This is a genomic window from Ruegeria sp. HKCCD6604, assembly GCF_013110635.1.
In the GTDB taxonomy this organism is placed as follows: Bacteria; Pseudomonadota; Alphaproteobacteria; order Rhodobacterales; family Rhodobacteraceae; genus Ruegeria.
Genome location: NZ_WVQW01000001.1, coordinates 1,173,540 through 1,198,526, shown reverse-complemented (window position 1 = coordinate 1,198,526; position 24,987 = coordinate 1,173,540). Strand labels below are relative to the sequence as shown.

29 protein-coding genes and 1 other RNA gene are annotated in these 24,987 nt (G+C 59.0%); 17 read left to right on the top strand and 13 right to left on the bottom strand.

Going from position 1 to position 24,987, the window contains the following annotated elements:
- Positions 1-118: 118 nt before the first annotated feature.
- Complete coding sequence (locus GS614_RS05970; protein ID WP_171167089.1) at positions 119-277, bottom strand: hypothetical protein; 159 nt, start codon at positions 275-277, stop codon at positions 119-121.
- A 228-nt stretch (positions 278-505) separates the two neighbouring features.
- On the opposite strand from GS614_RS05970, the gene gatC reads away from it, so the two are divergent.
- From gatC to rnpB, 5 genes are all read left to right on the top strand, one after another.
- Positions 506-793 carry an Asp-tRNA(Asn)/Glu-tRNA(Gln) amidotransferase subunit GatC gene (gene gatC / locus GS614_RS05965; RefSeq protein ID WP_117868236.1) on the top strand — a complete coding sequence of 96 codons (288 nt, stop codon included), beginning with the start codon at positions 506-508 and terminating at the stop codon, positions 791-793.
- Between the two features lie 3 nt (positions 794-796).
- Positions 797-2,284, top strand: a complete 1,488-nt coding sequence (gene gatA / locus GS614_RS05960; protein ID WP_171725718.1) for an Asp-tRNA(Asn)/Glu-tRNA(Gln) amidotransferase subunit GatA — start codon at positions 797-799, stop codon at positions 2,282-2,284.
- A 38-nt stretch (positions 2,285-2,322) separates the two neighbouring features.
- Positions 2,323-3,027, top strand: coding sequence for a hypothetical protein (locus GS614_RS05955; protein WP_171725717.1), 705 nt, complete (start codon positions 2,323-2,325; stop codon positions 3,025-3,027).
- Positions 2,978-3,688, top strand: a complete 711-nt coding sequence (locus tag GS614_RS05950; RefSeq protein ID WP_253285291.1) for an N-acetylmuramoyl-L-alanine amidase — start codon at positions 2,978-2,980, stop codon at positions 3,686-3,688. Before GS614_RS05955 ends, GS614_RS05950 begins: the two co-directional genes overlap by 50 nt.
- A 124-nt stretch (positions 3,689-3,812) precedes the next feature.
- An RNA gene (rnpB, locus tag GS614_RS05945) (RNase P RNA component class A) lies at positions 3,813-4,212 on the top strand.
- A gap of 6 nt (positions 4,213-4,218) precedes the next feature.
- On the opposite strand, the gene GS614_RS05940 is transcribed toward rnpB, so the two are convergent.
- From GS614_RS05940 to GS614_RS05930, 3 genes are all read right to left on the bottom strand, one after another.
- Entirely contained in the window at positions 4,219-4,551 is a 333-nt protein-coding gene (locus GS614_RS05940) for a GYD domain-containing protein (RefSeq protein WP_152458759.1), read from the bottom strand.
- Positions 4,552-4,618: 67 nt separating this feature from the next.
- Positions 4,619-5,461, bottom strand: coding sequence for a DUF2182 domain-containing protein (locus tag GS614_RS05935; RefSeq protein ID WP_171167097.1), 843 nt, complete (start codon positions 5,459-5,461; stop codon positions 4,619-4,621).
- 13 nt (positions 5,462-5,474) lie between these two features.
- On the bottom strand, positions 5,475-6,110 hold the full coding sequence (locus tag GS614_RS05930; protein ID WP_171167099.1) for a DUF1326 domain-containing protein: 636 nt from the start codon (positions 6,108-6,110) through the stop codon (positions 5,475-5,477).
- A 278-nt stretch (positions 6,111-6,388) separates the two neighbouring features.
- Here GS614_RS05930 and GS614_RS05925 point away from each other — a divergent pair, with 278 nt between their 5' ends.
- Together GS614_RS05925 and rpmG are read left to right on the top strand one after the other, a co-directional pair.
- Positions 6,389-7,096, top strand: a complete 708-nt coding sequence (locus tag GS614_RS05925) for a DUF533 domain-containing protein (protein ID WP_171725716.1) — start codon at positions 6,389-6,391, stop codon at positions 7,094-7,096.
- Positions 7,097-7,223: 127 nt separating this feature from the next.
- On the top strand, positions 7,224-7,391 hold the full coding sequence (rpmG, locus tag GS614_RS05920; protein ID WP_037309480.1) for a 50S ribosomal protein L33: 168 nt from the start codon (positions 7,224-7,226) through the stop codon (positions 7,389-7,391).
- A gap of 75 nt (positions 7,392-7,466) precedes the next feature.
- Here rpmG and GS614_RS22345 read toward each other — a convergent pair whose 3' ends face one another.
- Positions 7,467-7,601 (bottom strand): hypothetical protein, encoded by a 135-nt coding sequence (locus tag GS614_RS22345; RefSeq protein WP_256367471.1) that lies wholly within the window; start codon positions 7,599-7,601, stop codon positions 7,467-7,469.
- Here GS614_RS22345 and GS614_RS05915 point away from each other — a divergent pair.
- Complete coding sequence (locus GS614_RS05915) at positions 7,600-8,106, top strand: hypothetical protein (protein WP_171167102.1); 507 nt, start codon at positions 7,600-7,602, stop codon at positions 8,104-8,106. The two genes, GS614_RS22345 and GS614_RS05915, sit on opposite strands and share 2 nt — an antisense overlap.
- Positions 8,107-8,241: 135 nt before the next feature.
- Here GS614_RS05915 and GS614_RS05910 read toward each other — a convergent pair whose 3' ends face one another.
- Both GS614_RS05910 and GS614_RS05905 read right to left on the bottom strand, forming a co-directional pair.
- Positions 8,242-9,021, bottom strand: coding sequence for a Bax inhibitor-1/YccA family protein (locus GS614_RS05910; RefSeq protein WP_171725715.1), 780 nt, complete (start codon positions 9,019-9,021; stop codon positions 8,242-8,244).
- Between the two features lie 184 nt (positions 9,022-9,205).
- On the bottom strand, positions 9,206-9,415 hold the full coding sequence (locus GS614_RS05905; protein ID WP_171725714.1) for a DUF1127 domain-containing protein: 210 nt from the start codon (positions 9,413-9,415) through the stop codon (positions 9,206-9,208).
- 124 nt (positions 9,416-9,539) lie between these two features.
- On the opposite strand from GS614_RS05905, the gene GS614_RS05900 reads away from it, so the two are divergent.
- Entirely contained in the window at positions 9,540-10,421 is an 882-nt protein-coding gene (locus GS614_RS05900) for a LysR family transcriptional regulator (RefSeq protein ID WP_171725713.1), read from the top strand.
- A gap of 6 nt (positions 10,422-10,427) precedes the next feature.
- On the opposite strand, the gene GS614_RS05895 is transcribed toward GS614_RS05900, so the two are convergent.
- A complete protein-coding gene (locus tag GS614_RS05895) occupies positions 10,428-11,384 on the bottom strand; it encodes an NADPH:quinone oxidoreductase family protein (protein WP_171725712.1) in 957 nt (318 codons plus the stop codon).
- A 339-nt stretch (positions 11,385-11,723) separates the two neighbouring features.
- On the opposite strand from GS614_RS05895, the gene GS614_RS05890 reads away from it, so the two are divergent.
- The 3 genes from GS614_RS05890 to GS614_RS05880 all read left to right on the top strand — a co-directional run bounded on the left by GS614_RS05890 (position 11,724) and on the right by GS614_RS05880 (position 14,376).
- Positions 11,724-12,095: a helix-turn-helix domain-containing protein gene (locus GS614_RS05890; protein ID WP_152458749.1), complete on the top strand. Its 372-nt coding sequence runs from the start codon at positions 11,724-11,726 to the stop codon at positions 12,093-12,095.
- A 40-nt stretch (positions 12,096-12,135) separates the two neighbouring features.
- Positions 12,136-12,927: a histidinol-phosphatase gene (gene hisN, locus GS614_RS05885; RefSeq protein ID WP_171725711.1), complete on the top strand. Its 792-nt coding sequence runs from the start codon at positions 12,136-12,138 to the stop codon at positions 12,925-12,927.
- A 114-nt stretch (positions 12,928-13,041) separates the two neighbouring features.
- Positions 13,042-14,376 carry an 8-oxoguanine deaminase gene (locus GS614_RS05880; RefSeq protein ID WP_171725710.1) on the top strand — a complete coding sequence of 445 codons (1,335 nt, stop codon included), beginning with the start codon at positions 13,042-13,044 and terminating at the stop codon, positions 14,374-14,376.
- On the opposite strand, the gene guaD is transcribed toward GS614_RS05880, so the two are convergent.
- Positions 14,373-15,659 (bottom strand): guanine deaminase, encoded by a 1,287-nt coding sequence (guaD, locus tag GS614_RS05875; RefSeq protein ID WP_171725709.1) that lies wholly within the window; start codon positions 15,657-15,659, stop codon positions 14,373-14,375. The genes GS614_RS05880 and guaD overlap by 4 nt on opposite strands.
- A 135-nt stretch (positions 15,660-15,794) precedes the next feature.
- Here guaD and mgtE point away from each other — a divergent pair, with 135 nt between their 5' ends.
- Positions 15,795-17,189 carry a magnesium transporter gene (gene mgtE, locus GS614_RS05870; protein ID WP_171725708.1) on the top strand — a complete coding sequence of 465 codons (1,395 nt, stop codon included), beginning with the start codon at positions 15,795-15,797 and terminating at the stop codon, positions 17,187-17,189.
- Positions 17,186-17,743: a 5-formyltetrahydrofolate cyclo-ligase gene (locus tag GS614_RS05865; protein ID WP_171725707.1), complete on the top strand. Its 558-nt coding sequence runs from the start codon at positions 17,186-17,188 to the stop codon at positions 17,741-17,743. Before mgtE ends, GS614_RS05865 begins: the two co-directional genes overlap by 4 nt.
- A gap of 3 nt (positions 17,744-17,746) precedes the next feature.
- Here the strand turns inward: GS614_RS05865 and GS614_RS05860 are convergent, their stop codons facing one another.
- A complete protein-coding gene (locus GS614_RS05860; RefSeq protein ID WP_371809381.1) occupies positions 17,747-17,974 on the bottom strand; it encodes a DUF333 domain-containing protein in 228 nt (75 codons plus the stop codon).
- Positions 17,975-18,107: 133 nt separating this feature from the next.
- Here GS614_RS05860 and GS614_RS05855 point away from each other — a divergent pair, with 133 nt between their 5' ends.
- The 3 genes from GS614_RS05855 (at position 18,108) to GS614_RS05845 (ending at position 21,622) form a co-directional block, all read left to right on the top strand.
- The gene (locus tag GS614_RS05855; RefSeq protein ID WP_171114781.1) at positions 18,108-18,923 is read left to right on the top strand and encodes a TIGR00282 family metallophosphoesterase; all 816 of its coding nucleotides are present in this window, start codon (positions 18,108-18,110) and stop codon (positions 18,921-18,923) included.
- A gap of 87 nt (positions 18,924-19,010) precedes the next feature.
- Positions 19,011-20,789, top strand: a complete 1,779-nt coding sequence (locus tag GS614_RS05850) for an SLC13 family permease (protein WP_171205366.1) — start codon at positions 19,011-19,013, stop codon at positions 20,787-20,789.
- A gap of 95 nt (positions 20,790-20,884) precedes the next feature.
- Positions 20,885-21,622 (top strand): YbaY family lipoprotein, encoded by a 738-nt coding sequence (locus GS614_RS05845; protein ID WP_253283895.1) that lies wholly within the window; start codon positions 20,885-20,887, stop codon positions 21,620-21,622.
- 13 nt (positions 21,623-21,635) lie between these two features.
- Here GS614_RS05845 and GS614_RS05840 read toward each other — a convergent pair whose 3' ends face one another.
- From GS614_RS05840 to GS614_RS05830, 3 genes are all read right to left on the bottom strand, one after another.
- A complete protein-coding gene (locus GS614_RS05840; protein WP_171725706.1) occupies positions 21,636-23,297 on the bottom strand; it encodes an FAD-binding dehydrogenase in 1,662 nt (553 codons plus the stop codon).
- A gap of 10 nt (positions 23,298-23,307) precedes the next feature.
- Positions 23,308-24,165, bottom strand: coding sequence for a bile acid:sodium symporter family protein (locus tag GS614_RS05835; protein ID WP_171725705.1), 858 nt, complete (start codon positions 24,163-24,165; stop codon positions 23,308-23,310).
- Positions 24,166-24,238: 73 nt separating this feature from the next.
- A complete protein-coding gene (locus GS614_RS05830; RefSeq protein WP_171205368.1) occupies positions 24,239-24,973 on the bottom strand; it encodes a glutamine amidotransferase in 735 nt (244 codons plus the stop codon).
- Positions 24,974-24,987 lie beyond the last annotated feature (14 nt).

Genomic DNA, 24,987 nt, shown 5'->3' with positions numbered 1-24,987 from the left:
GCGCAGTTCTACTCTGTATTCGACGTCATGCTAGCGGCTTGCTCTGGGATGTGCATCCTCGAAAATGAAAAACAGCCGGGTCAGAGAGGGGATATCTGACCCGGCCAGGACCTGCGCGTTATTTGGCAGGTTTAACCTGATCCTGCGTGACCGGTTCCGTGATAGGGGACGGGAAGGTCAACGTGCGTGTCAGGTTGCTTGTGTCGATACCCAAAGCCATGGCCGGTGCGGCCAAAATCGTGGCGGACAAGACTGCGGCTGTTATCAGGGGTTTCATGTTTTTTCTCCGGTTTGCGTTACGTCGCATAAATAAAATGAACAGTACAGTTTAGTTTTCAAGACCGACAATGAACTATTCGGTTTACTTTTTTGTATACCAGTCATTCAGTTTTGAATGGCCTCAGAAGAGGGGGGAATTCCAAACTGGGACCTGCCCAAGGCAGCCCGGTCTTGCGACTGCCGCTACAGACGGGTAAACGCCCCCTAACGTAGATGAGGGAAGCCGATGTCGATTGACCAAAGCACCGCCGCCAAAGTGGCCAAACTGGCCCGGATCAAGGTCGAGGATGACGCGCTGCCGGCGCTGGCATCCGAGTTCAACACCATCCTTGGGTTCATCGAACAACTGAACGAAGTGGACGTGGAAGGTGTCGAGCCGATGGTTTCGGTCACACCCATGCGCCTCAAGCGTCGTCAGGACGAAGTCACCGATGGCAATCAGCAGGACAAGATTCTGGCCAACGCCCCCGACGCCCGCGAAGGGTTCTTCGCAGTCCCCAAAGTGGTGGAGTAAGACATGAGCGATCTGAACAAATTGGGCCTGGCCGAGGCCCGCGACGCGTTGCGAGCCGGCGACGTCACCTCTGTTGAGCTGACAGAAGCCTGCTTGAAAGCCATTGATGAAGCAGATGCGCTGAACGCATTCGTCCACAAGACGCCCGAGATCGCGATGGAGCGCGCCAAGGCCGCGGATGAACGGATCAAGGGTGGGGACGCTCCGTCAATGTGTGGCCTGCCGATCGGCATCAAGGACCTGTTCTGCACCAAGGGCGTGCCGTCGCAAGCCGCGTCGGGCATTCTTGAAGGCTTCAAGCCGGAATACGAATCCACCGTGTCACAGCAACTGGCCGACGCAGGCGCGGTGATGCTGGGCAAGCTGAACATGGACGAATTCGCCATGGGCTCGTCCAACGAAACATCGGTCTATGGCAACGCGGTCAGCCCGTGGCGTCGTGGCAACGATGATGCGCAGCTGACGCCGGGCGGTTCGTCGGGCGGATCTGCGGCCGCCGTTGCTGCCGATCTGTGCCTTGCAGCAACGGGTACCGATACCGGCGGTTCCATCCGGCAGCCCGCGGCTTTTGTCGGGATCACCGGCATCAAGCCGACCTATGGTCGTTGCTCGCGCTGGGGCATTGTGGCGTTTGCGTCCTCGCTGGATCAGGCCGGTCCGATGACCAAGAATGTTCGCGACGCCGCGATCATGCTGGAAACCATGTGCGGCCATGACGCCAAGGATTCGACCAGTGCGGATCTGGCCGTTCCGAATTTCGAAGCGATGCTGACTGGCGACATCAAGGGCAAGAAGATCGGTATCCCCAATGAATACCGCATGGACGGCATGCCCGCCGAGATCGAAAAGCTCTGGGCCGATGGTGCCGCGATGCTGAAGGATGCGGGGGCCGAGATCGTCGATATCTCGCTGCCCCACACCAAGTATGCGCTGCCTGCCTACTATGTGATCGCCCCGGCCGAGGCGTCCTCGAACCTCGCCCGCTATGACGGTGTCCGCTATGGGCATCGTGCACAGTTGGCGCAGGGGGATGGCATCACCGAGATGTACGAAAAGACCCGCGCCGAGGGCTTTGGCCACGAAGTGCAGCGCCGGGTCATGGTCGGCACCTATGTTCTGTCGGCTGGTTTCTACGACGCCTATTACAATCGTGCCCGCAAGGTGCGCACACTGATCAAGAAAGACTTCGAAGACGTGTTCGCGGCCGGTGTCGACGCCATCCTGACCCCGGCAACCCCATCGGCGGCCTTCGGTCTGGGCGAAATGACCGAAGCAGATCCTGTTCAGATGTATTTGAACGATGTCTTCACCGTGACCGTGAACCTGGCCGGACTGCCCGGTATCTCGGTCCCCGCAGGGCTGGACACACAAGGTCTTCCGCTGGGATTGCAGCTGATCGGGCGTCCCTGGGAAGAAGGCGACCTGCTCAATACCGCCTATGCGCTGGAAAACGCGGCCGGTTTTGTGGCCAAGCCCGGGAAATGGTGGTAAGCCTCGGGCAACTGAAGCACTAGACACGGAGCCAAACAATGCGCGTTTTGCTTTTGGTCCCCGCTCTTGCACTGGCAGCTGCGTGCACGGATGTCGCGCCGTTGACCAGCACGGGTTTCAACACGCCTGAATACCAGGCGCAGCGCGAGGCTCAATTGGCAGGTCAGGGCGTGGCCGGCAACCCTCTGCTGGCTCCGGTCGATGTGTCACAACAACCGCTGGGCGCTCCCGGTGCGGCGACTGTTGCCACGGGTGAAAACGCGGATATCGCCAACCAAGCCGCGGCGGCATTGGCCATCACATCTGGCCAAAACCCAGCCGCGGCTACGGCGGTTCCCGTGGCGAACACTGGCGCGATTTCGGATGAACAGGATTTTTCTGCAGTGTCCGAACGCCGCAGCATCGAATCCGACGCCGCCCGGATCGAGCAGAACCGCCAGACGTATGAACTCGTGGCCCCGACGGCAGTGCCCGAGCGCACGGCGAGCGGCCAGACAAACATTGTGCAATACGCGCTGAGCACGTCCAATCCGGTAGGTGTGCAACTTTACAGCCGGTCCGGTTTCAACCTTCAGGCCAAGGCTCAGAGGAACTGCGCGCAATTCCCATCCCCTGATCAGGCTCAGATCGAGTTTCTGTCCAATGGCGGCCCCCAGCGTGATCGCAAAGGTCTGGACCCGGATGGGGACGGCTATGCATGTGGCTGGGACCCAAGCCCGTTCCGCAGTGCCGTCAGCAATTGACGCCCTGAGCCCGATCTGGCATCCGTCGCCAAATTTCGGCGAACGCCGGGATGGTCTGACGCCGTCTTTGATCGTGATCCACTACACGGCGATGGACAGCGCGCAGGCGGCTTTGGATCGTCTGTGCGACCCAAAGGCCGAGGTCTCGGCCCATTACCTGATCGGCAATGATGGCACGCTTTGGCAAATGGTGCGCGAAGAAGATCGGGCCTGGCACGCGGGTGCCGGAGAATGGCACGGTCAGACCGACATCAACTCCCGTTCCATTGGCATCGAGTTGGACAACACCGGCAAGCATCCGTTCTCGGAACCCCAATTGCACAGGCTCGAACAGTTGTTGCATCAGATAATGCACCGTTGGGCCATTTTACCAAATGGCGTTATCGGCCATTCGGACATGGCGCCCGGGCGCAAATTTGACCCCGGTCCGCGATTTGACTGGTTGCGGCTGGAGCGCAACTTGCTGGCTGCGCCACGCGGATATGCCCTTGGCCCGCAAGCTGCATCAAAGGACCAGTTCCGAAATCTGGCTCAAGCCGCCGGTTTCAGCGCTGATGTAGACGATGAAACGCTGTTACGTGCCGTCCGCCTTCGATACCGCCCATGGGGCAGGGGGCCATTGCAGCAAGCCGATCTCGCCCCGTTGATCCGGCACTCCTGATCCGCACTTCATCTGGCCGAAAAAATCCCGGGGTTGAATTGGCCGCAGGCCAAGAAGGGGCTGGCCCCTTCTTTGAACCATCATCCCTTGACGCCGCTGGGCGCAAAGCCTAACCAGCCCAAGCGCGGAGGGCCGGATGGCCGCTGGGGTCGCAAGGCCCGAGAGGAAAGTCCGGACTCCACAAGACAACGGTGCCGGGTAACGCCCGGGCGGGGTAACCCGACGGAAAGCGCCACAGAAATCAGACCGCCCGGAACTTTGGTTCAGGGTAAGGGTGAAACGGTGGGGTAAGAGCCCACCGCGCCCCTGGCAACAGGGGCGGCACGGCAAGCCCCACCGGGAGCAATGCCAAATAGGGTCCCGGCGCGGGCCGGTCGGCGCAAGCCGATACCGCCGCTAGGCACGTCTTGGCCGAGAGGGACCGGGTTGGCAGCTTGAGCCGCGCAGCAATGCACGGCCTAGAGGAATGGTCATCGAAGGGGGCAACCCCGGAACAAGATCCGGCTTACAGGCCCTCCGCGCGTATTCGCCTATCCTCCGGGCGGCGTGTAGGAACCGGTCAGCGCCGCCGCTTTCTCGGTTATCGACGTGAACTCGTCTGCGGTCCAGGCGCGAACGGTTTCGATGTTCGTCACTGCACCCGACGCGGCGACAGCCATGCCAACGGCCACGGCGTCTGTCCCATCTGGGGCTTCGCTGATCACAACCACGTCGTTGCTGCCGGTTGTCATGTAGAAGGACAGCAGCCTGCCGCCTACTTTTTCCAGCAGAGCCTTCACCGGACCGGTGCGGTTCTCGGGCTTTTGCAACATGCCTTTGACACCGGCTTGCGAGTAAGATGCGTAAGTAATGAAAATGGGCATTGATACCTCCTGTTGCGTCAAATCGTTTTTGGGTCTTCAAGTCAGCCGACCCCGGGGCCGTTCAAAATCAGGTGCCGGAAAACAACGGTGCCGTGATGAACCAGAGGCCAGCGCCGATCAGCGCAAAACCTGTTACCGGCACAAGCCACCGGGCCCCGGGCAAAAGTTTTTCCAGCGCGACATAGGCGGCAATTCCGACAATCCAGTAGAGGTTCATGATCCCTCCGACGAAAAGCAGCAGCATCAGTGCCCAGCAGCATCCCAGACAATACGTGCCGTGCAGGATACCGGTGCGGAAAGCACCGAATGTTCCGGGTCGGTTGTGATCGGCCAGGAAACGTGCGGGGCTCTGACAGTGGCGCAGGCATGCGTTTTTCAAAGCTGAAAACTGATAGGCGCCAGCCGCCAGCAGAACGCTGCCTGCGAAGACACCCGAACTGATCGTCATCATCGGCCCGTCGGACAACCCGATTTGTTCCAACCCCCATTGCAATGCGGTTGCAATCAGGCTGAACGCCCCCCAGGCCACCAGATAGCCGGATAAAAACCACAGGCTGAACGCAACCGTCCGGTGCTTTTCAGGCCCTGTCCGCTTGACCGCGATGAACAGAAGAACGGCAGGCGCAGCGCTTGGGGTCATCATGGCGATCATCATGACCCACCACATCAGAAAAATCAGCAAGGCATAGCTTGCGCTCCACGCTGCTGCCGGGCCCATTTGCATGGGATCTCCGACAGGGCCGGCCATCCGGGTCATCTCGACCGCGGACATGTTCATCCCGACGCCAGCTATCGTGTACCAGGTTGCACCGAGGATGATCAGAAGAACGCTTCCCAGAACAATCGCGCTGTCCTGTCTCAGCAACCACTCAACCGTCCCGCCCCGGGGCGATGCGTTCTGCTTGGTCATGGGTGTTCTCTGCTTATGCGCCCAAGACGCCATGGCCCGAGATGTTCAGATGCGCCAGATGAGCATGGGTTGCGTCAAAGGTCAGCCGGATCTGACCACCCGTCGTTGTCGCACTGCCTGATGCCGCTTCGGCATGGCGGTATTCAAAGCCGTTCGGCAACTGTATCGACGCGCGGTGAGGTGCGCCCGATACGATATGAGGGATCGGATTGACCTCAACATCGAAAACTCCGGCAACCTTGGCGTATCCGCTGCGCTCGTCACGGTTCCAGTCCAGTTCAATCGGAACAAACAGCGTTTCATGTTTCAAAGGCGCCATGGCGCTGAAGACATACCAGAACGTGGCCATTTCATCCGTATCCTGACCGGTCATGATCGCTTGCAACGCGGCACGCTGTTCAGCTGTTGCGCTTTCATCAATGATCAGCTGCATCTGACCGTTACCTTCATGAATTGGTCCCGGCCAATGATAGACCCCTGCCGCCCGAAGACCGCCAAGATCAGTGTCACCGTAGTGACCGCTTTGAATGTCAAAGACGACAACCGCCTCGCAATTGCCGTGTGACGGCAGTACGCTGAACTGACACGGGCAACCGAAGTTGCAATTGCAATTGGCCAGTTCTTCGGCCTGAATAGCCCATTCTGTCATGATAGCCCCCCAAGAAAAGTCGCATAAAACAGCTCTGCTCGTTGCGGGTTGACCCCATTCACGCTGCCTCGGCCTTCGAGCCTGAATTCGGCTTCTTGGATGGGCGAACCTATCACGAATCCGTGATATGTACAAACAAGACAGCAAATTACATGCCTTCTTTGGGCTTTATCATGTGCCGGGCTATGGGTCGGTCGCGTTCAGGTTGAGCACGGTATTCGGGATTGCGTTCGGCTGTTAGACTTTCGGAACCAATTTGAAGATATGGGAGGTTGATTATGAGCTTTATGAAAACGCTGGCGTCCGTGGCCATTGGTTTTGCTGCGGCCAAGGGCATGGAAAAATATCAGAAGATGGGCGGCATGGCTGGACTGCAAGACATGATGCAGGGTGCCGGCGGTGGTTTTGGCGTGGATCAGCTGGGCAAAATGGCAGAACAATTTGGCCTGCCCGGTGGCGCGTCAGGCTTGCAGGACATGATGAGCAAGATGGGGGTTGGCGGCAGCACAGCCGGAGCCGCTGGTTTGGGTGGGTTGTTGAACGCCATGCAAGGGGCCGCCAAAACTGCCAATCAACACACAGGTGACATGATGGAAACCGTGTTCGGCGGCACGCCCGCGGGTGCAGCGATGGAAGAGCAGGCAAAACTCATGCTGCGCGCAATGATTCAGGCTGCCAAGGCAGATGGTGAACTGGACGAACAGGAAAAGGAAATCATCCTGGGTGAATTGGGCGATGATGTCAGCGAGGAAGAGCGCGAATTCGTGCAAGAGCAGCTGAACGCACCGATTGACGTCGTGGGATTGGCGGCTGATTCTGGTGCGCCGCTCAAGACGCAGATCTATGCAACTTCCCTGGCTGCGATCCGTCTGGACAACGTGCGCGAGGCATCTTACCTGCGGCAATTGTCCACCGCTCTGGGTCTTTCCGACGCGGAAAGAGACCAGATTCACACGTATATGGGCGCGCCAACCCTGCCTAGTTGAACCTGCACCAGATTCCTGTGCCTGTATCATCCGATTGGCCTTGACATAGGCGGTGCAGCGCGTAAAAGCGCACGCTCATAGGAATTCAACCGAAAGGCCCCTGCCTTTTCGGACGCAGGAGATAACCATGGCGAAGCCGACGACAATCAAGATCCGTCTGAACTCGACCGCGGGCACGGGCCACTTCTATGTGACCAAGAAGAACGCGCGCACCATGACTGAGAAAATGACCATTCGTAAATACGACCCGGTCGTTCGCAAGCATGTCGAGTACAAGGAAGGCAAGATCAAGTAATCTGCCATTCCATATGGAAATTCCGGAAAAGGGCTCTGTTGCACAGAGCCCTTTTTCAGTTCCGGTTTCCTGATTTCAGCGGATGGCAAGCTGCGGCAGTCCGTTGCAGTGGCGCATCAGCGTTTGGGACAATCGCATCCCCTGCGGCTTGCTTTTTGTGGGAACCTGCAAGTACGCTTCAGCAAACCGCCACAAAATGTTGACCGCCATGAAAAAAATCTTGTTATCCACAATTGCCGTTCTGACCCTAGCGGCCTGTGAAGACCCGTTTAACCGCGAAGGTGTCGGGTTTACTGGAATCGATGGCGAACCGCGCACGATTTCGGACGTACCCGGTGCCGTCGCCTTTCTGCCAGACGCGACCAACGTTCCGGCAGAGCTGGCGGAACTGCGGACAGTCACGCTTTTGAGTGATGAGGTTGAGCCGTCCAAGGTGGCTTCGGTTGCAATAGACAATGGCGGGCAGACGCCAAACACGGCTGTTCAACTGCAAGGAAGCGACACAAACCTGTTCCTCAGCACTGTCAGTGTCAACGGCACCTTGTTTGGTGTGCTGCGCACGAGCTCGAACAGTGTGAAGGTCGACAATTCGATCGGTGTAGGCTTTGCGGAAGAAACAGAGCGTTTTACCGGCTGTCTGCCAGCTGGCGGTGTATTCCGTAAAGGAACATCCGAGAAGAGTTCCGGCTTTGCCATACCGCTGAACTGTAGCTGATCCCGATTACGTTCCAGTATCTCAAAGCCCCGCCTCGACGGCGGGGTTTTCATTTCCGGGCAAAAGAAACCCGTCGCGCAAAAGAAAAGGGCCGGTCGATGACCGGCCCTGAACCAATTCGGTTGTCGGCAAGGCTTATTCTTGCTGACCCATGAACATCAGCAGGAACTGGAACATGTTCAGGAACGAGATATACAGGCTCAGCGCGCCGTCGAAGGCGGCTTTGTCCAGCCATTCCTGATCGCCATGTGCAGCGTGGGCGACGTATGTGTTCTTGATGTCCTGGGTATAGAACGCGGTCAGACCGGCAAAGATCAGGATGCCGATGGCCGAGATGGCCAGCATCATTACGCCGGATTGCAGGAACAGGTTGATGATCATCGCAACCAGCAGACCGATCACACCCATCATCAGGAACGTGCCCATTCCGCTGAGGTTCCGCTTTGTGGTGTAGCCATAAAGGCTGAGGCCAGCAAAGGCGATCGACGTCACCAGGAAGGTCTGGGTAATCGAGTAGGGCGTGAAGACCAAAAAGATCGAGCTCATCGAGATGCCCATCACGGCGGCAAAGACGAAGAAGCCAAGCTGAACTGTCGCGGCTGAGCTACGGCGCATCAGGGCACCCCATCCAAACAAGATGAAGGCCAGCGGAGCGAACATTACCACCCATTTCAGCGGCGACAGGAACAGCGCGCCGCCCAAGCTCGTCAGATAGCGGTCAGCGCCGATCTGAGCAACCGCGTTGCTTGGATCGCTGGTTACTGCCAGACCAGCAATAGCCCATGCCGCCAGTGCCGTGATCAGCATGCCGACGGACATGGTGCCGTAGACTTTGTTCATGTGGGCGCGCAGGCCCTGATCAATCTCGGCGGCGCGCGCGCCGGATGCCGTCCGGATCGTGTCGAATTGTGCCATCAAAGGGTCTCCCTAGTCGTCAAGTTAGAGCGCCCCGGCAGAGCGGGGCGGTTTTCCATCTAAATATCGGCAACAAGGGGCTGTGTTTCAAGAGATTCCGGGCGAAAACCGAATAAAAGACGCAACAAAAATGCCAACAGGCGACTCAAGGTCGCCCATCGCCATAAAAATATGAGAGTCATAGTCACCTTTTCCAGAATTGAGGTGCATCCCAGAAAAAGCGTTTTGCTTCTGCGGATGCTTCCTCGCGGGTGACTCCGATATCGTCCAGCACGGCAGCATCCAGTTGTGCCAGATTTCGCCGCTGTCTGGACAGTTCGAACGCTTGAGAGATCAGGGACACCATGGAACGTTTGGCCGGTTTGCAAGGATTATGGATTGCGAGTTGCGTCATAACTTGTCCTTTCTGTATTCTCGATGGTTTTGCTGGTTGTTATCAATTTCCTTGATTGATATGGGTGAGTGTGACACATTTTAAAAACGAATATTTTTGATGGAACGCATAAGGAATCGTGAAGATGCGAAATCTGGACATTACAACCCTGCGGTCTTTTGTGGCGGTTGCGGATCAGGGCGGTGTGACCCGCGCCGCCGGATTTCTGCACCTGACGCAGTCTGCGGTGTCCATGCAGCTCAAGCGGCTGGAGGAACTGCTGGGCCTGGAGTTGCTGGACCGAAGCGGCAGGACAATTGCTCTGACCGCATCCGGTGAACAGCTGCTGGCCTACGCGCGCCGCATGATTGCCCTGAATGACGAGGTAATCTCAAAACTCACCGATCAGGCCTTTGAGGGCGAAGTGGTTCTGGGCGTTCCCCATGACATCGTCTACCCCGCGATTCCCCGGGTCCTGCAACGGTTCAACGCCGATTTTCCCCGCGTCAGGGTGCAGTTGGTGTCGTCCTATTCACTGCAATTGAAAGACATGTACAAGCGGGGCGAATGTGATGTGATCCTGACGACCGAACCGTCTTCGGCCACTGGTGCAGAGACCATCGCAGAGCTGCCGTTGCGCTGGATCGGCGCGCCGGGCGGGTCCGCATGGCGCAAGCGTCCGTTGCCTCTGGCGCTGGGGCGGCGCTGCTTGTTCAGACCGCAGGTTATATCGGCGCTGGATGCGGCCGGAATACCGTGGGAGCTGTCCGTGGAAACCGAAAACGACCGTACCATAGAAGCCACGGTCAGTGCCGATCTTGCGGTTCACGCAATGCTGGACGGAACCGAGGCCGCACATCTTGAACAGATCGACTCGGGTGGGGCTCTGCCGGATTTACCTGCGCATATGATCAACCTCTACGGTGGCGAGCAGGGCCGGGATGCGGTTGTCGAAGCTCTGGCACAGTTGGTGCGTCAGAACTTCAGATTGCTGGGCGGTACCCAGTTGCGGGCCGTGGTTGGATGATCGCGATCAAGGCGTGATCACGATCTTGCCCGTGGATTTTCGCTCTTTCAGCAACTGCATTGCATGCGCGACATCTTCAAGGGGCAGGACGTGACTGATGTGCGGTTTTATCCTGCCCTCTGAATGCCACTTGAATAGGGTGTCAAAACTGTTGCGCACAGCTTCGGGGCGGAACTTCAGATAGCCGCCGATATACACCCCGATCACGGTTAGGTTTTTGACCAGCAGATGATTGGCCGGAATCTGCGGGATGTCGCCCCCGGCGAATCCGATGGGCAGCAAACGCCCTTCGGGATTGGTGGCCCTGAACGCGGCCTTGAACACATCCCCGCCGATGACGTCATAGACGACATCCGCGCCACCCAGCGATTTGACCCGCTCGCGCAGGTCTTCGGAAGCATCGATCAGATGATCGGCACCAGCGGCACGGGCAACGGCAAGCTTGTTCTCGCCGCGCGCCTGCGCGATGACCGTGGCGCCCATGAGTTTGCCGATTTCGACGGCAGTCAGGCCGACACCTCCCGCTGCGCCGGTGACCAGAAGGGTTTCACCCGGTTGCAGGCGTGCCCTGTGATCAAGGGCCATGTGGCTGGTGGCATAAGCGATCTGGATGGCGGCGGCGTCTTCGAATCCGGTGTCGTCCGGCAGCACGATCGCACGATCCGCGTCGAATACACCGTACTCGGCCAACCCACCCTGACCGGAATAGACTGCGATCCGGTCGCCTGGGCTGAGCGTTGAAACGCCGGGCCCGACTGTATCCACGATACCGGCGATCTCCATGCCCAGGGTGAATGGGGCAGGTGGCGTGTCCTGATATGCCCCCGTCTGCATCAGCAGATCGGCGAAGTTCAGGCCGCAAGCTTTTATCGCGACCCGCACCTGGCCTTCGCCCGGCTCGGGTATTTTCACGTCACAAAGCTGGGCAGACGCCCCGTCGGATGGAATGCAATAGGCCCGCATATTGTTCCTCAAGAGTTTCCGACATAGGCGCGTGTGCCGTCAGAAAAGTCAATCCGTTTGCTGCGCGGGCGCAAAAGGCCCCCGATTTTGAAGGAGGATTCAGTTGCAGGAATACGGTTCTGTAAAGGCTTTGGGTAATACAACCACAAATCCCTGTCAGGGGCATTCGACTCAACCAGCTTGAAAAAAATCTCAAAACCGGCATTATAAACAATCAGTGCTGTAAACGGGGGGCGGTACAGTCCGTATTAGGGAGCGGTTAAGGGGAGCTCTCTAAAACTGCGATATCGGACGTCGCAAAATCCCGTGCAGATGTTTGTGTAGTATAGGAGAATACCAATGACTCATCACGTCGATGTCCATGTGGGCAAGCGCGTTCGGCATCGCCGCTGGCTGATTGGGATGACCCAGCAGCAGTTGGCGCAGCAAGTTGGTATCAAGTTTCAGCAAATCCAGAAATATGAGACTGGTGCCAACCGAATCAGCGCATCCCGCTTGTGGGACATCGCCGAGGCGCTGGATGTTCCGGTCAGCTTTTTCTTCGAAGGTCTGGAAGAAGCCCAGAAAGGCGATGCGGACAAGAAATCCGTCCCTGCCGACCTGATGGGTGACAAAGAGGCTTTGGATCTGGTGCGCTCTTACTATGCGATTCCGGAAAACCAGCGTCGCCGCCTGTTCGAGCTGGCGCGGGTTCTCAGCGACGTTGCCTGACTGACTTGACTTTGTCGCGGATTGCTCGCACCTCAGGGTCATGCAACCGACGACACAGAGCGATATCGAAATTGCCGAAGAAATGGCCGAAGCTGCGCGTGAGGCCATACTCCCCTTTTTTCGTCAAACAAATCTGGAAACCACGAACAAGCTGGCCGATGGGTTCGACCCGGTCACAGTGGCGGATCGGGCCGCTGAACAGGCGATGCGGGACGTTCTGGCGCGGCGGCGCCCGGATGACGGTGTGCTGGGCGAGGAGTTCGGCGCGCATACGGGCACCAGTGGCCGCACCTGGGTACTGGATCCCATCGATGGGACCCGTGGGTTTATCAGCGGTACGCCAACCTGGGGTGTTCTGATTGCGCTGAGTGATCAGGACGGGCCTTTTATGGGTGTAATCGATCAGCCGTATATCGGAGAGCGCTTTGTCGGATCGTCTTCCGGTGCTCACATGACCGGTCCGCAGGGCACCAGAAGAATGCGAACGCGCGATACCAGGGCGCTGGATCAGGCGACCTTGTTTACCACGTTCCCCGAAGTTGGAACCCCGAAGGACCGCGCAGGGTTTCAGGCGGTGTCCGAGCAGGTTCAGCTGACGCGCTATGGAATGGATTGCTATGCCTATGCGCTTCTGGCTGCCGGGCAGGCGGATTTGGTGATCGAGGCGGGCTTGAATTCCTATGATATTCAAGCGCCGATTGCCGTTATTCAGGCGGCCGGCGGTATCGTGACCGATTGGCAGGGCGGCCCCGCACATCAAGGCGGCCGGGCCCTGGCTGCGGCAAACGCTGACCTTCACGCCGCGGCGCTTGAGATACTCCGCCAATTCTGAATTCTGTTGCCCGGCGCATCAAAGGCAACTACACCGGGGATGGCCGGTTCTTGCGCCCGTTTTCCACCGGCCGACGCACTTCTTGCATGAGACGGGCAGATGCATGAGCGCGAAATGACGGAAATCCTACTCAAGAATGCTGATCTGATCCTGACGATGGACGAGTCCCGGCAGGAATTGTCCAAGGCCGATATTTTGGTCCGCGACGGGCAGATTGCCCAGATCGGGCAGGGACTGGAATCAGAGGGTGAGGAGCATGATGTTTCGGGCTGTCTGGTGACGCCCGGCCTGGTGAATACCCACCACCATCTTTATCAAACCCTGACACGGGCGGTGCCGGGCGGGCAGGATGCGTTGCTGTTTGGTTGGCTGCAAACGCTCTATCCGATCTGGTCGCGTTTCGGGCCGGAGGAAATGTTCACCTCGGCCCAGATCGGTTTGGCCGAACTGGCGCTGTCGGGGTGCACGCTCAGTTCCGATCACCTTTACCTCTATCCCAACGGCGCGCGGCTTGAGGATACGATCGCGGCCGCGTCCGAGCTGGGGATGCGGTTTCATCCGACACGCGGCGCGATGAGCATCGGCGAGAGCGATGGCGGTCTGCCGCCGGACCATCTGGTGGAAAAGGAGGCCGCCATTCTGGACGACATGGTACGTGTCGTGGATGCGTTTCACGACCAGTCGGAGGGGTCGATGTGCCGCGTTGGCCTTGCCCCGTGTTCACCGTTTTCCGTCAGCCGGGACCTGATGCGCGATGCGGCGTTGCTGGCGCGGGACAAGGGCGTGATGCTGCATACCCATCTGGCCGAGAATGATGAGGATATTGCCTATTCGCAGGCGCAATTCGGCTGCCGCCCAGGGCAATATGCCGAGGAATTGGGTTGGACCGGCCCGGATGTCTGGCACGCCCATTGCGTCAAGCTGGACGGGGCCGAGATTGATCTGTTCTCGCGCTCGGAAACAGGCGTGGCCCATTGCCCCTGTTCAAATTGCCGCCTCGGATCGGGTATCGCGCCGGTGCGGGCGATGCGCGATGTGGGTGTCAAGGTCGGCCTCGGCGCGGATGGATCGGCCAGCAATGACAATGGCAACCTCATGCTTGAGGCGCGCCAGGCCATGTTGCTGCAACGGGTCGCCAATGGTGCAGATGCCATGTCGGCCCGCGAAGCGCTCGAGATCGCGACGCGCGGCGGCGCGGATGTGTTGGGACGTCCCGATTGTGGACGGCTGATGCCCGGAAAACGTGCCGATATTGCGGTGTGGGATACCCGCGGCATCGAAAGCGCGGGCAGTTGGGATCCGGCGGCTCTGCTTCTGGCGGGGCCGATGTCGGTGAAACACCTGTTCGTCGAAGGCCGCCAGATCGTACGTGACGGGCACATAACGACCATCGACCTGCCCCGCGTGATCGAACGCCAGAACACGCTTGCCCGGGCGTTGCAGGCCTAAGCCGCCTGCTGTCCGCCGATCCAGACCTCTGCCACGGCGCGATCATCGCCCATCATGATGGTTGGGAAGATCGCTTCCCAAACATCTTCTGCATGAGCCTCGCGCTGGGCGATGGCGGGGGTCGAGGCGAGGTCGATTACCACCAGATCCGCCTCCATTCCCTGAGCGATGTTTCCGATGCAGTCGTCCATGCGCAGGCTTCGGGCCGATCCGACCGTGCCCAACCACAGCAATTGCGCCGGATGCAGGGGACGGCCGCGCAATTGGCCGATCTCATAGGCGGCGGCCATGGTGCGCAGCATCGAAAAGCTGGACCCGCCGCCGGTATCCGTGGCCAGACCGATCCGGTGGCCATCATGGATCAGCCCGTTCATGTCAAACAATCCCGATCCGATGAAGGTGTTCGACGTGGGGCAATGGATCAAAGAGGCATCGACTTCGCGCAGCCGATCCCGTTCCCGGTCTTCCAGATGGATGACATGGCCATACAGGCCGTTCTGGCCCAACAGGCCGAATTTCTCGTAGGTATCCAGATAATCCCTTGCTTCAGGGAACAGGGATCGGACCCATTCGATTTCATCCGTTTGCTCGCTCAGGTGGGTTTGCATGAGACAATGGGGATGCTCGGCCCAAAGCGCGCCCATGGCCTCGAGCTGTTCCGGGGTCGAGGTTGGTGAAAAGCGCGGCGTGATCGCATAGGACAAGCGGTCGACGCGATGCCATTTTTCCAGTAGGGCGGCGGATTGGTCGTAAGCCGTCTGCGCAGTGTCGCGCAGCCCTTCGGGCGCGTTCCGGTCCATGCAGGTCTTGCCGGCGACGACACGCTGCCCACGCTGTTGCGCCGAGGTGAAAAAGGCATCCACGCTTTCAGGGTGAATCGTGCAAAAACTGCACATGGTCGTGGTGCCGTGGGCGGTCGTCAGGTCCAGATACCGGTTGGCGATCTCGGTCGCATAGTCGAAATCGCCGAACTTCATCTCTTCCGGGAAGGTGTAGGTGTTCAGCCAGTCGATCAGCCGTTTGCCCCAGCTGGCGATCATCGCCGTCTGTGGATAATGCACATGCGGATCGACGAACCCAGCCATGATCAGGCGCGTTCCGTGATCCTTCGTGACTGCGTCAGGATGGGCTTTTTTCAGCGCATCGGCGGTGCCGACCTCTGCAATTCGCCCGTGTTCGATCACGACCGCTTCGTCCAGCCGGGTTGCCTCGGTCGGCTCTCCGTCGAACGGTGATCCTGTGAAACTCAGAACACGCCCTTTCAAAAGCGTCTTTTGCGCCATTTTCCCTGTTCTCCAACTGTTTGGAACCGCACACCAGCATAGGCGGACGAAAGAAGTGGGTAAATCGGCGCATTGTCATTGTTTTCCGGTAGCTGCTTCTTCTATTTAGGGGCCAATCGCAAAAAGGGGCAGAGCATGACGACAGGCAGAGACGAAGCCGGACACGATCAGCCCCGGGATGAAGACGCCTATGCGTTGGACCCCAAGGCAGTTGCGGCGATCCTGTACGCGGTGGATATAGACGACCGCGACAAGCTGGTTGAGTTGATGGAGCCGCTGCACTCGGCCGACATTGCAGACCTTCTTGAACAGATCAATCCGTTTGACCGGGCGCGCCTGATCCGCCTGTACGACAAAGAGTTCGACGGCGACATCCTGTCTGAACTGGATGAATCGGTTCGTGAAGAGGTGATCTCGGTTCTGAACCCGGATGTTTTGGCCGAAGCCGTGCGCGAGATGGAAAGCGACGATGTCGTTGACCTGTTGGAAGACCTTGAGGAACCGCAGCAGGAAACCATTCTGGACGCATTGGAGGATTCCGAAAGGATCGCAGCCGAGCAGGCACTGTCCTACCCCGAGAACTCGGCCGGTCGTCTCATGCAGCGGGAAGTCGTCATGGCGCCCGAACATTGGAGCGTTGGGCAAGCCATCGACTTCATGCGCGCCAATGACGATTTGCCCGAGCAGTTCTATCACGTCGTTCTGGTCGATCCGCGCCTGAAACCGGTTGCTCAGGTGACGTTGGGCAAGCTGATGGCGGCGCGGCGTGACGTGCCGCTGCTTGATCTGGCAGAGGAGGAGTTTCACATCATCCCTGTCGATCAGGATGAGGAAGACGTGGCTTATGCCTTCAACCAGTATCACCTGATCTCGGCCCCGGTGGTGGATGCGGATGGCCGTTTGGTCGGTGTCATCACCATTGATGACGCGATGGTCGTTCTGGATGAAGAGCATGAAGAAGACATCCTGCGTCTTGCCGGTGTCGGCGACGAAAGCTCGTTGTCCGACAGCGTGGCGGCAACCAGCCGGCGAAGGTTACCCTGGCTGGCGGTGAACCTGTGCACGGCGATCTGTGCCTCTTTGGTGATTTCGCAATTCGAGGCGGCGATTGATCAACTGGTCGCGCTGGCCATCCTGATGCCGATCGTCGCGTCGATGGGCGGCAATGCTGGAACACAGTCGCTCACCGTTACGGTGCGCGCGTTGGCGACGCGCGACCTGACCAATGCAAACGTGCTGCGCGTTATTCGCCGGGAACTGCTGGTGGGGATGCTGAATGGGCTCTGCTTTGCAATCGTGCTGGGGACCGTGGGGATGCTGTGGTTCGATTCCCCGCTGCTGGGTGTCGTGATTGGGTCGGCCTTGGTCGTGAACATGATCATCGCAGGCTTTGCAGGTACGGTAGTACCAGTCGTGCTGGACCGCTTGGGCATCGACCCGGCGCTGGCGTCGGGAACCTTTGTGACAACCACGACGGACGTCATGGGTTTCTTCATCTTTCTTGGGCTTGCCAGCGTGGTGCTCCTGTGACCGATCTGACCGAAATCAAAGCCGCAGCGCGCAAAGCGGCGTTTGCCCGCCGCAAGACCGCGTTTGATGCCCGCTTGCCGGGCGCAGCCGGGCGCTTGTCCGAGGTTCTGGCAGGTCATCGCGGCGTTCCCCTGTCAGGTTACATGCCGATCCGGACCGAGATCGACCCGGTGCCTGCGATGGCCGAGGCATCGGCTTATGGCCCGGTGGGGGTGCCTGTCATTCAGGCAGCCGGTCAGCCGCTGAAATTCTCTCGCTGGACGCCGGACGGTCTGCTCAAGGATGGCCCGTTCGGTGCAAAAGTGCCCCAGGTGGATGACTATTTCGATCCCGAAATCCTGATCGTGCCGCTGGTCGCCTTCGATGCAAATGGTGGCCGCCTGGGTTATGGTGGCGGGTTTTATGACCGAACGCTGGAAGGCTTGCGCGCCAAACGCCCGACGCTTGCCATCGGCTTTGCTTTTGACGCGCAAGAGACTGCGGATCTGCCGCTCGAGCCGACTGACCAACCGCTTGATATGGTTGTCACGGAAAGCCGCGTGTTGACCTTCTAGCTGCTATTGCTCGAAGTGGCTGCGCAAGTAATCCCAGGCATCCACCTCGGTGCCGTCTGTCAGGATGCAGATGCCATAGACACTGCCGTCTTCGTTTTTACGAAGCTGGTAGGTCCCGTCGTTTTCAATGCAGAAGGTCGCGGCGGGGTTCGGCATGGATGTCTTGGTGCCTTCGGCCGCGGCAGCGGTTGCCGCCAAAAGGCAGCCGGTCAGAACAATTGACGACTTCACGAAGAATTCCTTCTGTATTCAAAAGACGTATCGAAACATTGCCACGGCAGAATTTGATTTCAACCCCCAAGTCTGCCGTTAATTTCACGCTTCCGCCTTGTTATTGCCCAGTACAGCCCCTACGACCCGGATCATGAGGATTCTGTTTCTTGGTGATGTCATGGGGCGCGCGGGCCGCGCGGCCGTTCAGCAGCATTTGCCGCGCCTGCGCGACGAATGGCGGCTGGATTTTGTCGTGGTCAATGGCGAAAACGCGTCGAACGGCATGGGGCTGACCGGAGATCACGCCAGGCTGTTGCTCGACGCCGGAGCGGATTGCCTGACGCTAGGCGATCATGCGTTCGACCAGAAAGACATGCTGCAATTCATCGAGAAGGAACAGCGCATCATACGACCCGTGAACTTCGCCAAAGGCGCGCCGGGGCGGGGTCATCGGCTGTTCACGGCGCCGGGGGGGCGCAAGGTTCTGGTGGTTCAGGTGCTGGGTCAGGTCTTTATGAAACGCCCGTTCGACGATCCATTCTCGGCTATCGAACCGATCCTGAAATCCCATCCCAGAGGCGGGCAGGCGCAGGCGATCATCGTGGACATGCATTGCGAGGCCACGTCCGAGAAGATGGCGATGGGGCACTACTGCGACAAACGTGCAAGCCTTGTGGTGGGAACGCATACTCATGTCCCGACGGCTGATTCCCAGATTCTGCCGGGCGGCACCGCGTATTTGACCGATGCCGGCATGTGCGGAGATTACGATTCGGTCATCGGCATGGACAAGCAGGAGCCCATGCGACGGTTCATCACCGGTATGCCCAAGGCGCGCTTTACTCCTGCAAACGGCGAGGCCACACTAAGCGGCGTGTTCGTGGAAACCGATGATCGTGACGGACAGGCCAAAACCGTGCGTATGGTGCGCGTCGGAGGGCGTCTGGAACAAGCCGGGCCCGAGTAATCATCGTCAGGCTTGCTCTGTCGGGCGCAATGCGTGAAACTGCATGTCATCAGGCGCTTGGGCCCGGGTTCGGACAGAATACCACGAATGAATTTCCTTTCACTGACAGACACAGGAAGCGCGGTTCTGGCGCTGGTCATCGTTGCGGGCATGTTCATCATGTTCCTGCGCGAGGTTTATCCGACCGAGGTCGTGGCCATTGGCGGTGTCTCACTGATGCTTGTAACCGGCATTCTGCCCTATCAAAACGCGCTTGCAGTTCTGTCCAACCCGGCACCCTGGACGATTGCCGCGATGTTCATCATCATGGGTGCTTTGGTGCGGACCGGAGCCTTGGACTCGTTCACCTCGACCGCGCAAAAGCAGGCTCAGGTGAATCCGCGTATCGCCATCGCATTGCTCATGGGGTTTGTCGTGCTGGCCTCGGCGGTGGTTTCGAATACGCCAGTGGTCGTGGTGATGATACCGGTCTTTGTGCAAATCGCCCGCACCCTGAATGTTCCCGCGTCCAAATTGCTGATTCCGCTGAGTTATGCAGCCATTCTGGGCGGCACGCTTACATTGATCGGCACGTCCACCAACCTGCTGGTCGATGGTGTGGCCCGCGCGCAGGGGATGAAACCCTTTACGATTTTCGAAGTCACGCCGCTGGGGATCGCGCTGGTGATCTACGGCATGATCTATTTGCGGTTCATCGCGCCCAAACTGTTGCCCGAGCGGGACAGCATGGCGTCGCTGCTCAGTGATCGGTCCAAGATGAAGTTCTTTACCGAGGCCGTCATTCCGCCGGACAGCAACCTGATCGGGCGCGAAGTGACAGGAGTTCAACTGTTCAAGCGGCCGGGTGTACGCTTGATCGATGTTCTCCGAGGGGATGAATCCCTGCGGCGAAACCTCAAGGGCGTCGAACTGCGGGTCGGCGACCGTGTCGTGTTGCGAACCGAGATGACCGAGTTGTTGAGCTTGCAAAGCAACAAGGAACTCAAGCGCGTGGACCAGGTGTCTGCCGTTGAAACCAAGACGGTTGAGGTGCTGATCACGCCCGGATGCCGTCTGGTGGGGCGGACCCTTGGGATGATGCGGCTTCGGCGTCGTTATGGCGTTTACGTGCTGGCGGTGCACCGTCGCAACCAGAATATCGGCCGTCAACTGGATGACTTGGTGGTTAGGGTTGGGGATACGCTGCTTTTGGAAGGTGCCCCGGCGGATATCCAGCGGCTGGCGGCGGAAATGGACATGGTGGACGTCACCCAGCCGTCGGCTCGTGCCTTCCGTCGAAGCCATGCACCGATTGCGATTGGGGCTCTTGTAGGGATTGTTGCCCTTGCCGCGCTGGGCATTGCGCCCATCCTGTTGTTGTCGATTGTGGCCTGCGCCGTGGTTCTGCTGACCCGCTGTATCGATGCGGATGAGGCATTTTCTTTTGTGGAAGGTCGCCTGTTGGCATTGATCTTCGCGATGCTGGGCATAGGGGCCGCGCTTGACAGCTCGGGCGCGGTTTCTCTGATCGTCGAGGCCGTTGCGCCGGGGCTCAGTGTCTTGCCGCCATTCCTCATTATCTGGGCGATTTACCTGCTGACCTCGGTGCTGACCGAACTGGTTTCCAACAACGCCGTGGCGGTTGTGGTCACCCCGATCGCCATCGGTCTGGCTCAGGCGGTCGGAATAGATCCGCGCCCACTGGTCGTCGCGGTCATGGTGGCGGCTTCGGCATCTTTTGCTACTCCGATCGGATACCAGACGAACATGATGGTCTATGGCCCCGGGGGCTACAGGTTCACTGACTTCATGAAGGTCGGTGTGCCGCTGAACCTGACGGTCGGATTGTTGGCGTCTCTGCTGATCCCGTTGATCTGGCCGTTATGACATCGGCACAGATTTGCCGCTTTATCCGCGGCGTACTTGTAAATGTCGGATGAACAGCAATCTTTTGTAGAAATATTACTTTAAGGGGTACTGCCATGCTGACATTCGGCCGCACCATGTTTCCTGCGGTTGCTTTCGCCACCGTTTTGAGCGGCGCATCGCTTGCCGGAACCGTCGAAGGAACTGCAACCTACCGAGAGCGTATTGCGCTTCCGCCTGACACGACCTTGTTCGTCGAGCTTCAGGATATCTCATTGGCGGATGCGCCGGCCGAAACGCTTGCCGCGCAGAGATATGCCTTGACCGGTGTGCCGGCGCAGTTCGAACTGACCTATGATGACGCATTGATTCAGGACGGGCGCAGATACGCCGTGCGTGCTTCGGTCATGCAGGGGCAAAAGCTGTTGTTCACCACGGATACCGTTTATCCGGTACTGACACATGGGGCCGAGAATTCTGCTGACCTGCTGATGATACAGGTGCAACACCAAGGTGCCGCGATGCTGGAAAACACCGAATGGGTCGCTTCGGGCCTCAATGGTGCGGCTGTCGAGACAGAGAAACGTCCTGAACTTGCTTTTGGGCAGGGCGGGGCATTTTCAGGCAGCGGCGGTTGCAACCGGTTCAGTGGCCAGGCCGAGATTTCTGACAATCGGATTGCGTTCCCGGACAATATGGCTGCAACGCTCATGGCTTGCCCACCCCCGCTGGATGAGGTCGAGCGGCAGTTTCTCAAGGCGATGCAAAGTGTCACGACCTTCGCGATGCAAGGCAACGCGCTGGCCTTGCTGGATGCTCAGGGTGAGCCGGTGATCAAAATGATGCGCAAGTAATAGGGCAGGGCTGTCACGCGATGGCCCTCGATCGCCCGGCGTTGCGACCCGAAAAGATGCAGCCGCCCAGGAAGGTTCCCTCAAGCGCGTTGTAACCGTGATAACCACCGCCACCGAATCCGGCGACTTCGCCGGCTGCGAACAGGCCCGGCACAACCTGACCGTCGGCGCCGATCATCTGACTGTCCAGATTGGTCTGCAAACCGCCCAGTGTCTTGCGGGTCAGCACGTGCAGCTTGACTGCGATCAGCGGGCCGTTCTTTGGGTCCAGGAACTTGTGCGGTTTGGCGGTGCGGATCAGCTTGTCGCCGCGATAGTTGCGCGCCGCCAGGATCGCCATCATCTGCGCATCTTTTGAGAACGGATTGTCCACCTGTGAATCCCGTGCTTCGATCTGGGCGCGCAGATGCGCCTCGTCGATCAGACCCCCGCCCAGATGGTTCATGCCGCTCACCAGTTCGGTCAGCGTGTTGGCCACGACGAAATCCTCGCCGTGTTCCTTGAACGCCTCGACCGGTGCAGTTGCCTTGGAACCGGACAGAATGCGCTGACGGATCACCTCTTTCCAGCTGCCCGAGGTGAAATCGGGGTTCTGTTCGGACCCGGACAGAGCGAATTCCTTCTTGATGACCTTTTGGGTCAAAACAAACCAGCTGTATTCGTATCCAGTTTTCAGGATTTCCTTCAACGTTCCCAGCGTATCGAATCCCGGCAGGCAGGGCGGTTCCAGACGGTTTCCCTTGGCGTCGAACCACATTGAACTGGGGCCGGGCAGAATGCGAATGCCATGGGCGGGCCAGATCGGATCCCAGTTGCACACACCTTCGGTGTAATGCCACATACGGTCGCCGTTGATGACATGGCCACCGGCCTTTTCGCTGATGGCGATCATCCGACCATCCACATGGAAGGGCACACCCGCCACCATGTCCTTGGGCGGTTCGCCCAGGCGGTCGCGGGGCCAGTTCTGGCGCACCATCTCGAAATTGCCACCTATCCCGCCCGAGGTGACGATGACGGATGGTGCATAGACCTCGAACTCGCCCACCTCGTCACGGTTGGTCTTGCCGCCGCGCGGGGCCGCGTCATCGGCCAGAACCTCGCCCGAGACGCCCTTGGCCTCGCCGTTCTGCATGATGATATGGCTGACCTGATGGCGGAACTTCAGCTGGATCAGACCGGCGCTGACATGGGCGCGGACCCGGCGGATGAAGTGCTCCAGCACGCCGGGTCCGGTGCCCCAGGTGATGTGAAAGCGCGGGACGGAATTGCCATGCCCGTTTGCATAAGACCCGCCACGCTCAGCCCAGCCCACGACCGGAAACCAGCGCAGGCCCATGTCATGAAGCCAGGGGCGCATTTCACCGGCGGCGAACTCGACATAGGCCTCGGCCCATTTGCGGGGCCAGGTGTCTTCTTTGCGGTCAAACTGTGCGCTTCCCATCCAGTCGCGCAACGCCAGATCGTGGCTGTCGCGGATACCCATGCGGCGTTGTTCAGGCGTGTCGACCATGAACAGGCCACCCAGGCTCCAGAAGGCCTGACCGCCCAGAAAACCTTCTGGTTCCTGATCGAGTATTATTACCTTTTTGCCTCGGTCGCCCAGTTCGGCTGCGGCGGCCAATCCGGCCAGACCAGCACCGATTACGATCGCATCAGCAGTGTTGTTTGTCATAACGGTCCTTTCAGCGCCTGCGGAACCAGACAAGAAACGGCAGAACCACGGCATACATCGTAATGCCATAAACTGCCGAGGGCAGGGCCAGCGGGCTGAACCCGCTTTCGGTATTCGTGATCAGCGCCGCCAGTGTAATGCCCAGCGTGGAGTTTTGAATTCCGGTTTCGATCGAGATCGTCTTGCACTCATTCCAGGACAGGTTTGATATCCGCGCCAGCCCCAGCCCGATGAACAGCAGGGCGATATTCAAAGAAATCAAGCCTGCGCCCATGATGCCAAGATTGTCGACGAACAATTGCCAGTTCCCGGCCAGTGCCGCGGCAACGATCAGAACGAACAAAACGGTCGCGAGCGTCGACAATCCCGGCTCTACGCGGTTTGCAAACCCTGTTGCAAAGTTGCGAACTCCGACCCCGATGCCCACGGGAAGCGTTGTTATCAGAAACAATGCAACAGCCAGCCCGGTGATCGAAACCTCGGGGGCTTCGTCGCCCATGAAATGCGCGATCGACCACGCGGCCAGTATTGGCACGGTCACAATCGACAAAAGGCTGATCACTGCGGTCAGGCTGACCGAAAGCGCGACATCGGCTTTGGCGAGCTTGGAGAGGATGTTGCTGGTTACGCCGCCCGGGCAAAAACTGAGCAGCATGAAACCAACCGCGATCTCGGGAGGCAATGCAAAGATTGTGACCGTCACGAAGGCCGCGACTGGCAAGAGAACAATCTGGCTTGCCGCCCCGATGACAAAGGCGCGTCGCCGGCTCAGGACACGACGGAAGTCTGCCACCTCCAGCCCGATGCCAAGAGACAACATGATAATGGCAAGCGACACCGGCAAGCCGACATTCAAAAGCAAATCCAAGGACAACTCCTCCCAAAGTTGCGTCAGATCAGCCTAAGCGAGGGGGCAAGGCGCAGGCAACCGCGCCGTTGGGTCACTCGTATCGCCGGACGAACCGGCGCAGGATCTCGCCGGGTTGTGTGACATCGGCCGAATGGCAGCGGTCGATCAGTTTTTGCGCGTCTTCAGGCGGGAAATAGCCGTGGTTCCTGTAGATATTGATGCGCTGTTCAAAATCCCTGGCATCGGCCTCGGGGTGGAACTGCGTGGCATATACGTTCTGCCCCCAGCGGATCATCTGGAACGGGCAGGGGTCTGACGTGACAAGGTGAACGCAACCCTCGGGCAGCGCCTGAACCGCTTCCTTGTGACCAACGAATGCGTCGAAGGTGGGTTCCAACCCTGCGGTCAACGGGTCCTGCTGGCCTTCCGGGGTCAGGTGGCACGTGGATGGTCCGACGGGTTCGCCATATCGGGCCTTGCTGACGTCGCCACCCAGATGCGCCGCCAGAATGCCAAGGCCATAGCAGCAGCCCATGAACGGGTGATCTTGTGCGATGATCTGCGGCATCAACCCCATGATCGCAGCCTCGATCCGGGCATCCAGCGGGGATTTGGTCGCCGGGTCGTCACTGACGCATCCCGGTCCGCCGCCTACGATGACACCGGCATAGTCCGTGACATCCAACCCTTCTGGCAGGTCGTCGCAATCCAAACGGATGCGATGCGTCTGTTCAGGAGACAACCCGCTCCGGTTCAGGATCGAGGCATATTCGGCATCGGACGCATCTGTTTCGGGGCGCAGTTGCAGGATCAAAAACGGTTTCATGCGCAGCCTTTACC

Coding starts and splice junctions, on each gene's coding strand:
- GS614_RS05970 (WP_171167089.1), bottom strand. CDS start 277: ATGAAACCCCTGATAACAGCCGCAGTCTTGTCCGCCACGATTTTGGCC.
- gatC (WP_117868236.1), top strand. CDS start 506: ATGTCGATTGACCAAAGCACCGCCGCCAAAGTGGCCAAACTGGCCCGG.
- gatA (WP_171725718.1), top strand. CDS start 797: ATGAGCGATCTGAACAAATTGGGCCTGGCCGAGGCCCGCGACGCGTTG.
- GS614_RS05955 (WP_171725717.1), top strand. CDS start 2,323: ATGCGCGTTTTGCTTTTGGTCCCCGCTCTTGCACTGGCAGCTGCGTGC.
- GS614_RS05950 (WP_253285291.1), top strand. CDS start 2,978: ATGCATGTGGCTGGGACCCAAGCCCGTTCCGCAGTGCCGTCAGCAATT.
- GS614_RS05940 (WP_152458759.1), bottom strand. CDS start 4,551: ATGCCCATTTTCATTACTTACGCATCTTACTCGCAAGCCGGTGTCAAA.
- GS614_RS05935 (WP_171167097.1), bottom strand. CDS start 5,461: ATGACCAAGCAGAACGCATCGCCCCGGGGCGGGACGGTTGAGTGGTTG.
- GS614_RS05930 (WP_171167099.1), bottom strand. CDS start 6,110: ATGACAGAATGGGCTATTCAGGCCGAAGAACTGGCCAATTGCAATTGC.
- GS614_RS05925 (WP_171725716.1), top strand. CDS start 6,389: ATGAGCTTTATGAAAACGCTGGCGTCCGTGGCCATTGGTTTTGCTGCG.
- rpmG (WP_037309480.1), top strand. CDS start 7,224: ATGGCGAAGCCGACGACAATCAAGATCCGTCTGAACTCGACCGCGGGC.
- GS614_RS05915 (WP_171167102.1), top strand. CDS start 7,600: ATGAAAAAAATCTTGTTATCCACAATTGCCGTTCTGACCCTAGCGGCC.
- GS614_RS22345 (WP_256367471.1), bottom strand. CDS start 7,601: ATGGCGGTCAACATTTTGTGGCGGTTTGCTGAAGCGTACTTGCAGGTT.
- GS614_RS05910 (WP_171725715.1), bottom strand. CDS start 9,021: ATGGCACAATTCGACACGATCCGGACGGCATCCGGCGCGCGCGCCGCC.
- GS614_RS05905 (WP_171725714.1), bottom strand. CDS start 9,415: ATGACGCAACTCGCAATCCATAATCCTTGCAAACCGGCCAAACGTTCC.
- GS614_RS05900 (WP_171725713.1), top strand. CDS start 9,540: ATGCGAAATCTGGACATTACAACCCTGCGGTCTTTTGTGGCGGTTGCG.
- GS614_RS05895 (WP_171725712.1), bottom strand. CDS start 11,384: ATGCGGGCCTATTGCATTCCATCCGACGGGGCGTCTGCCCAGCTTTGT.
- GS614_RS05890 (WP_152458749.1), top strand. CDS start 11,724: ATGACTCATCACGTCGATGTCCATGTGGGCAAGCGCGTTCGGCATCGC.
- hisN (WP_171725711.1), top strand. CDS start 12,136: ATGCAACCGACGACACAGAGCGATATCGAAATTGCCGAAGAAATGGCC.
- GS614_RS05880 (WP_171725710.1), top strand. CDS start 13,042: ATGACGGAAATCCTACTCAAGAATGCTGATCTGATCCTGACGATGGAC.
- guaD (WP_171725709.1), bottom strand. CDS start 15,659: ATGGCGCAAAAGACGCTTTTGAAAGGGCGTGTTCTGAGTTTCACAGGA.
- mgtE (WP_171725708.1), top strand. CDS start 15,795: ATGACGACAGGCAGAGACGAAGCCGGACACGATCAGCCCCGGGATGAA.
- GS614_RS05855 (WP_171114781.1), top strand. CDS start 18,108: ATGAGGATTCTGTTTCTTGGTGATGTCATGGGGCGCGCGGGCCGCGCG.
- GS614_RS05850 (WP_171205366.1), top strand. CDS start 19,011: ATGAATTTCCTTTCACTGACAGACACAGGAAGCGCGGTTCTGGCGCTG.
- GS614_RS05845 (WP_253283895.1), top strand. CDS start 20,885: ATGCTGACATTCGGCCGCACCATGTTTCCTGCGGTTGCTTTCGCCACC.
- GS614_RS05840 (WP_171725706.1), bottom strand. CDS start 23,297: ATGACAAACAACACTGCTGATGCGATCGTAATCGGTGCTGGTCTGGCC.
- GS614_RS05830 (WP_171205368.1), bottom strand. CDS start 24,973: ATGAAACCGTTTTTGATCCTGCAACTGCGCCCCGAAACAGATGCGTCC.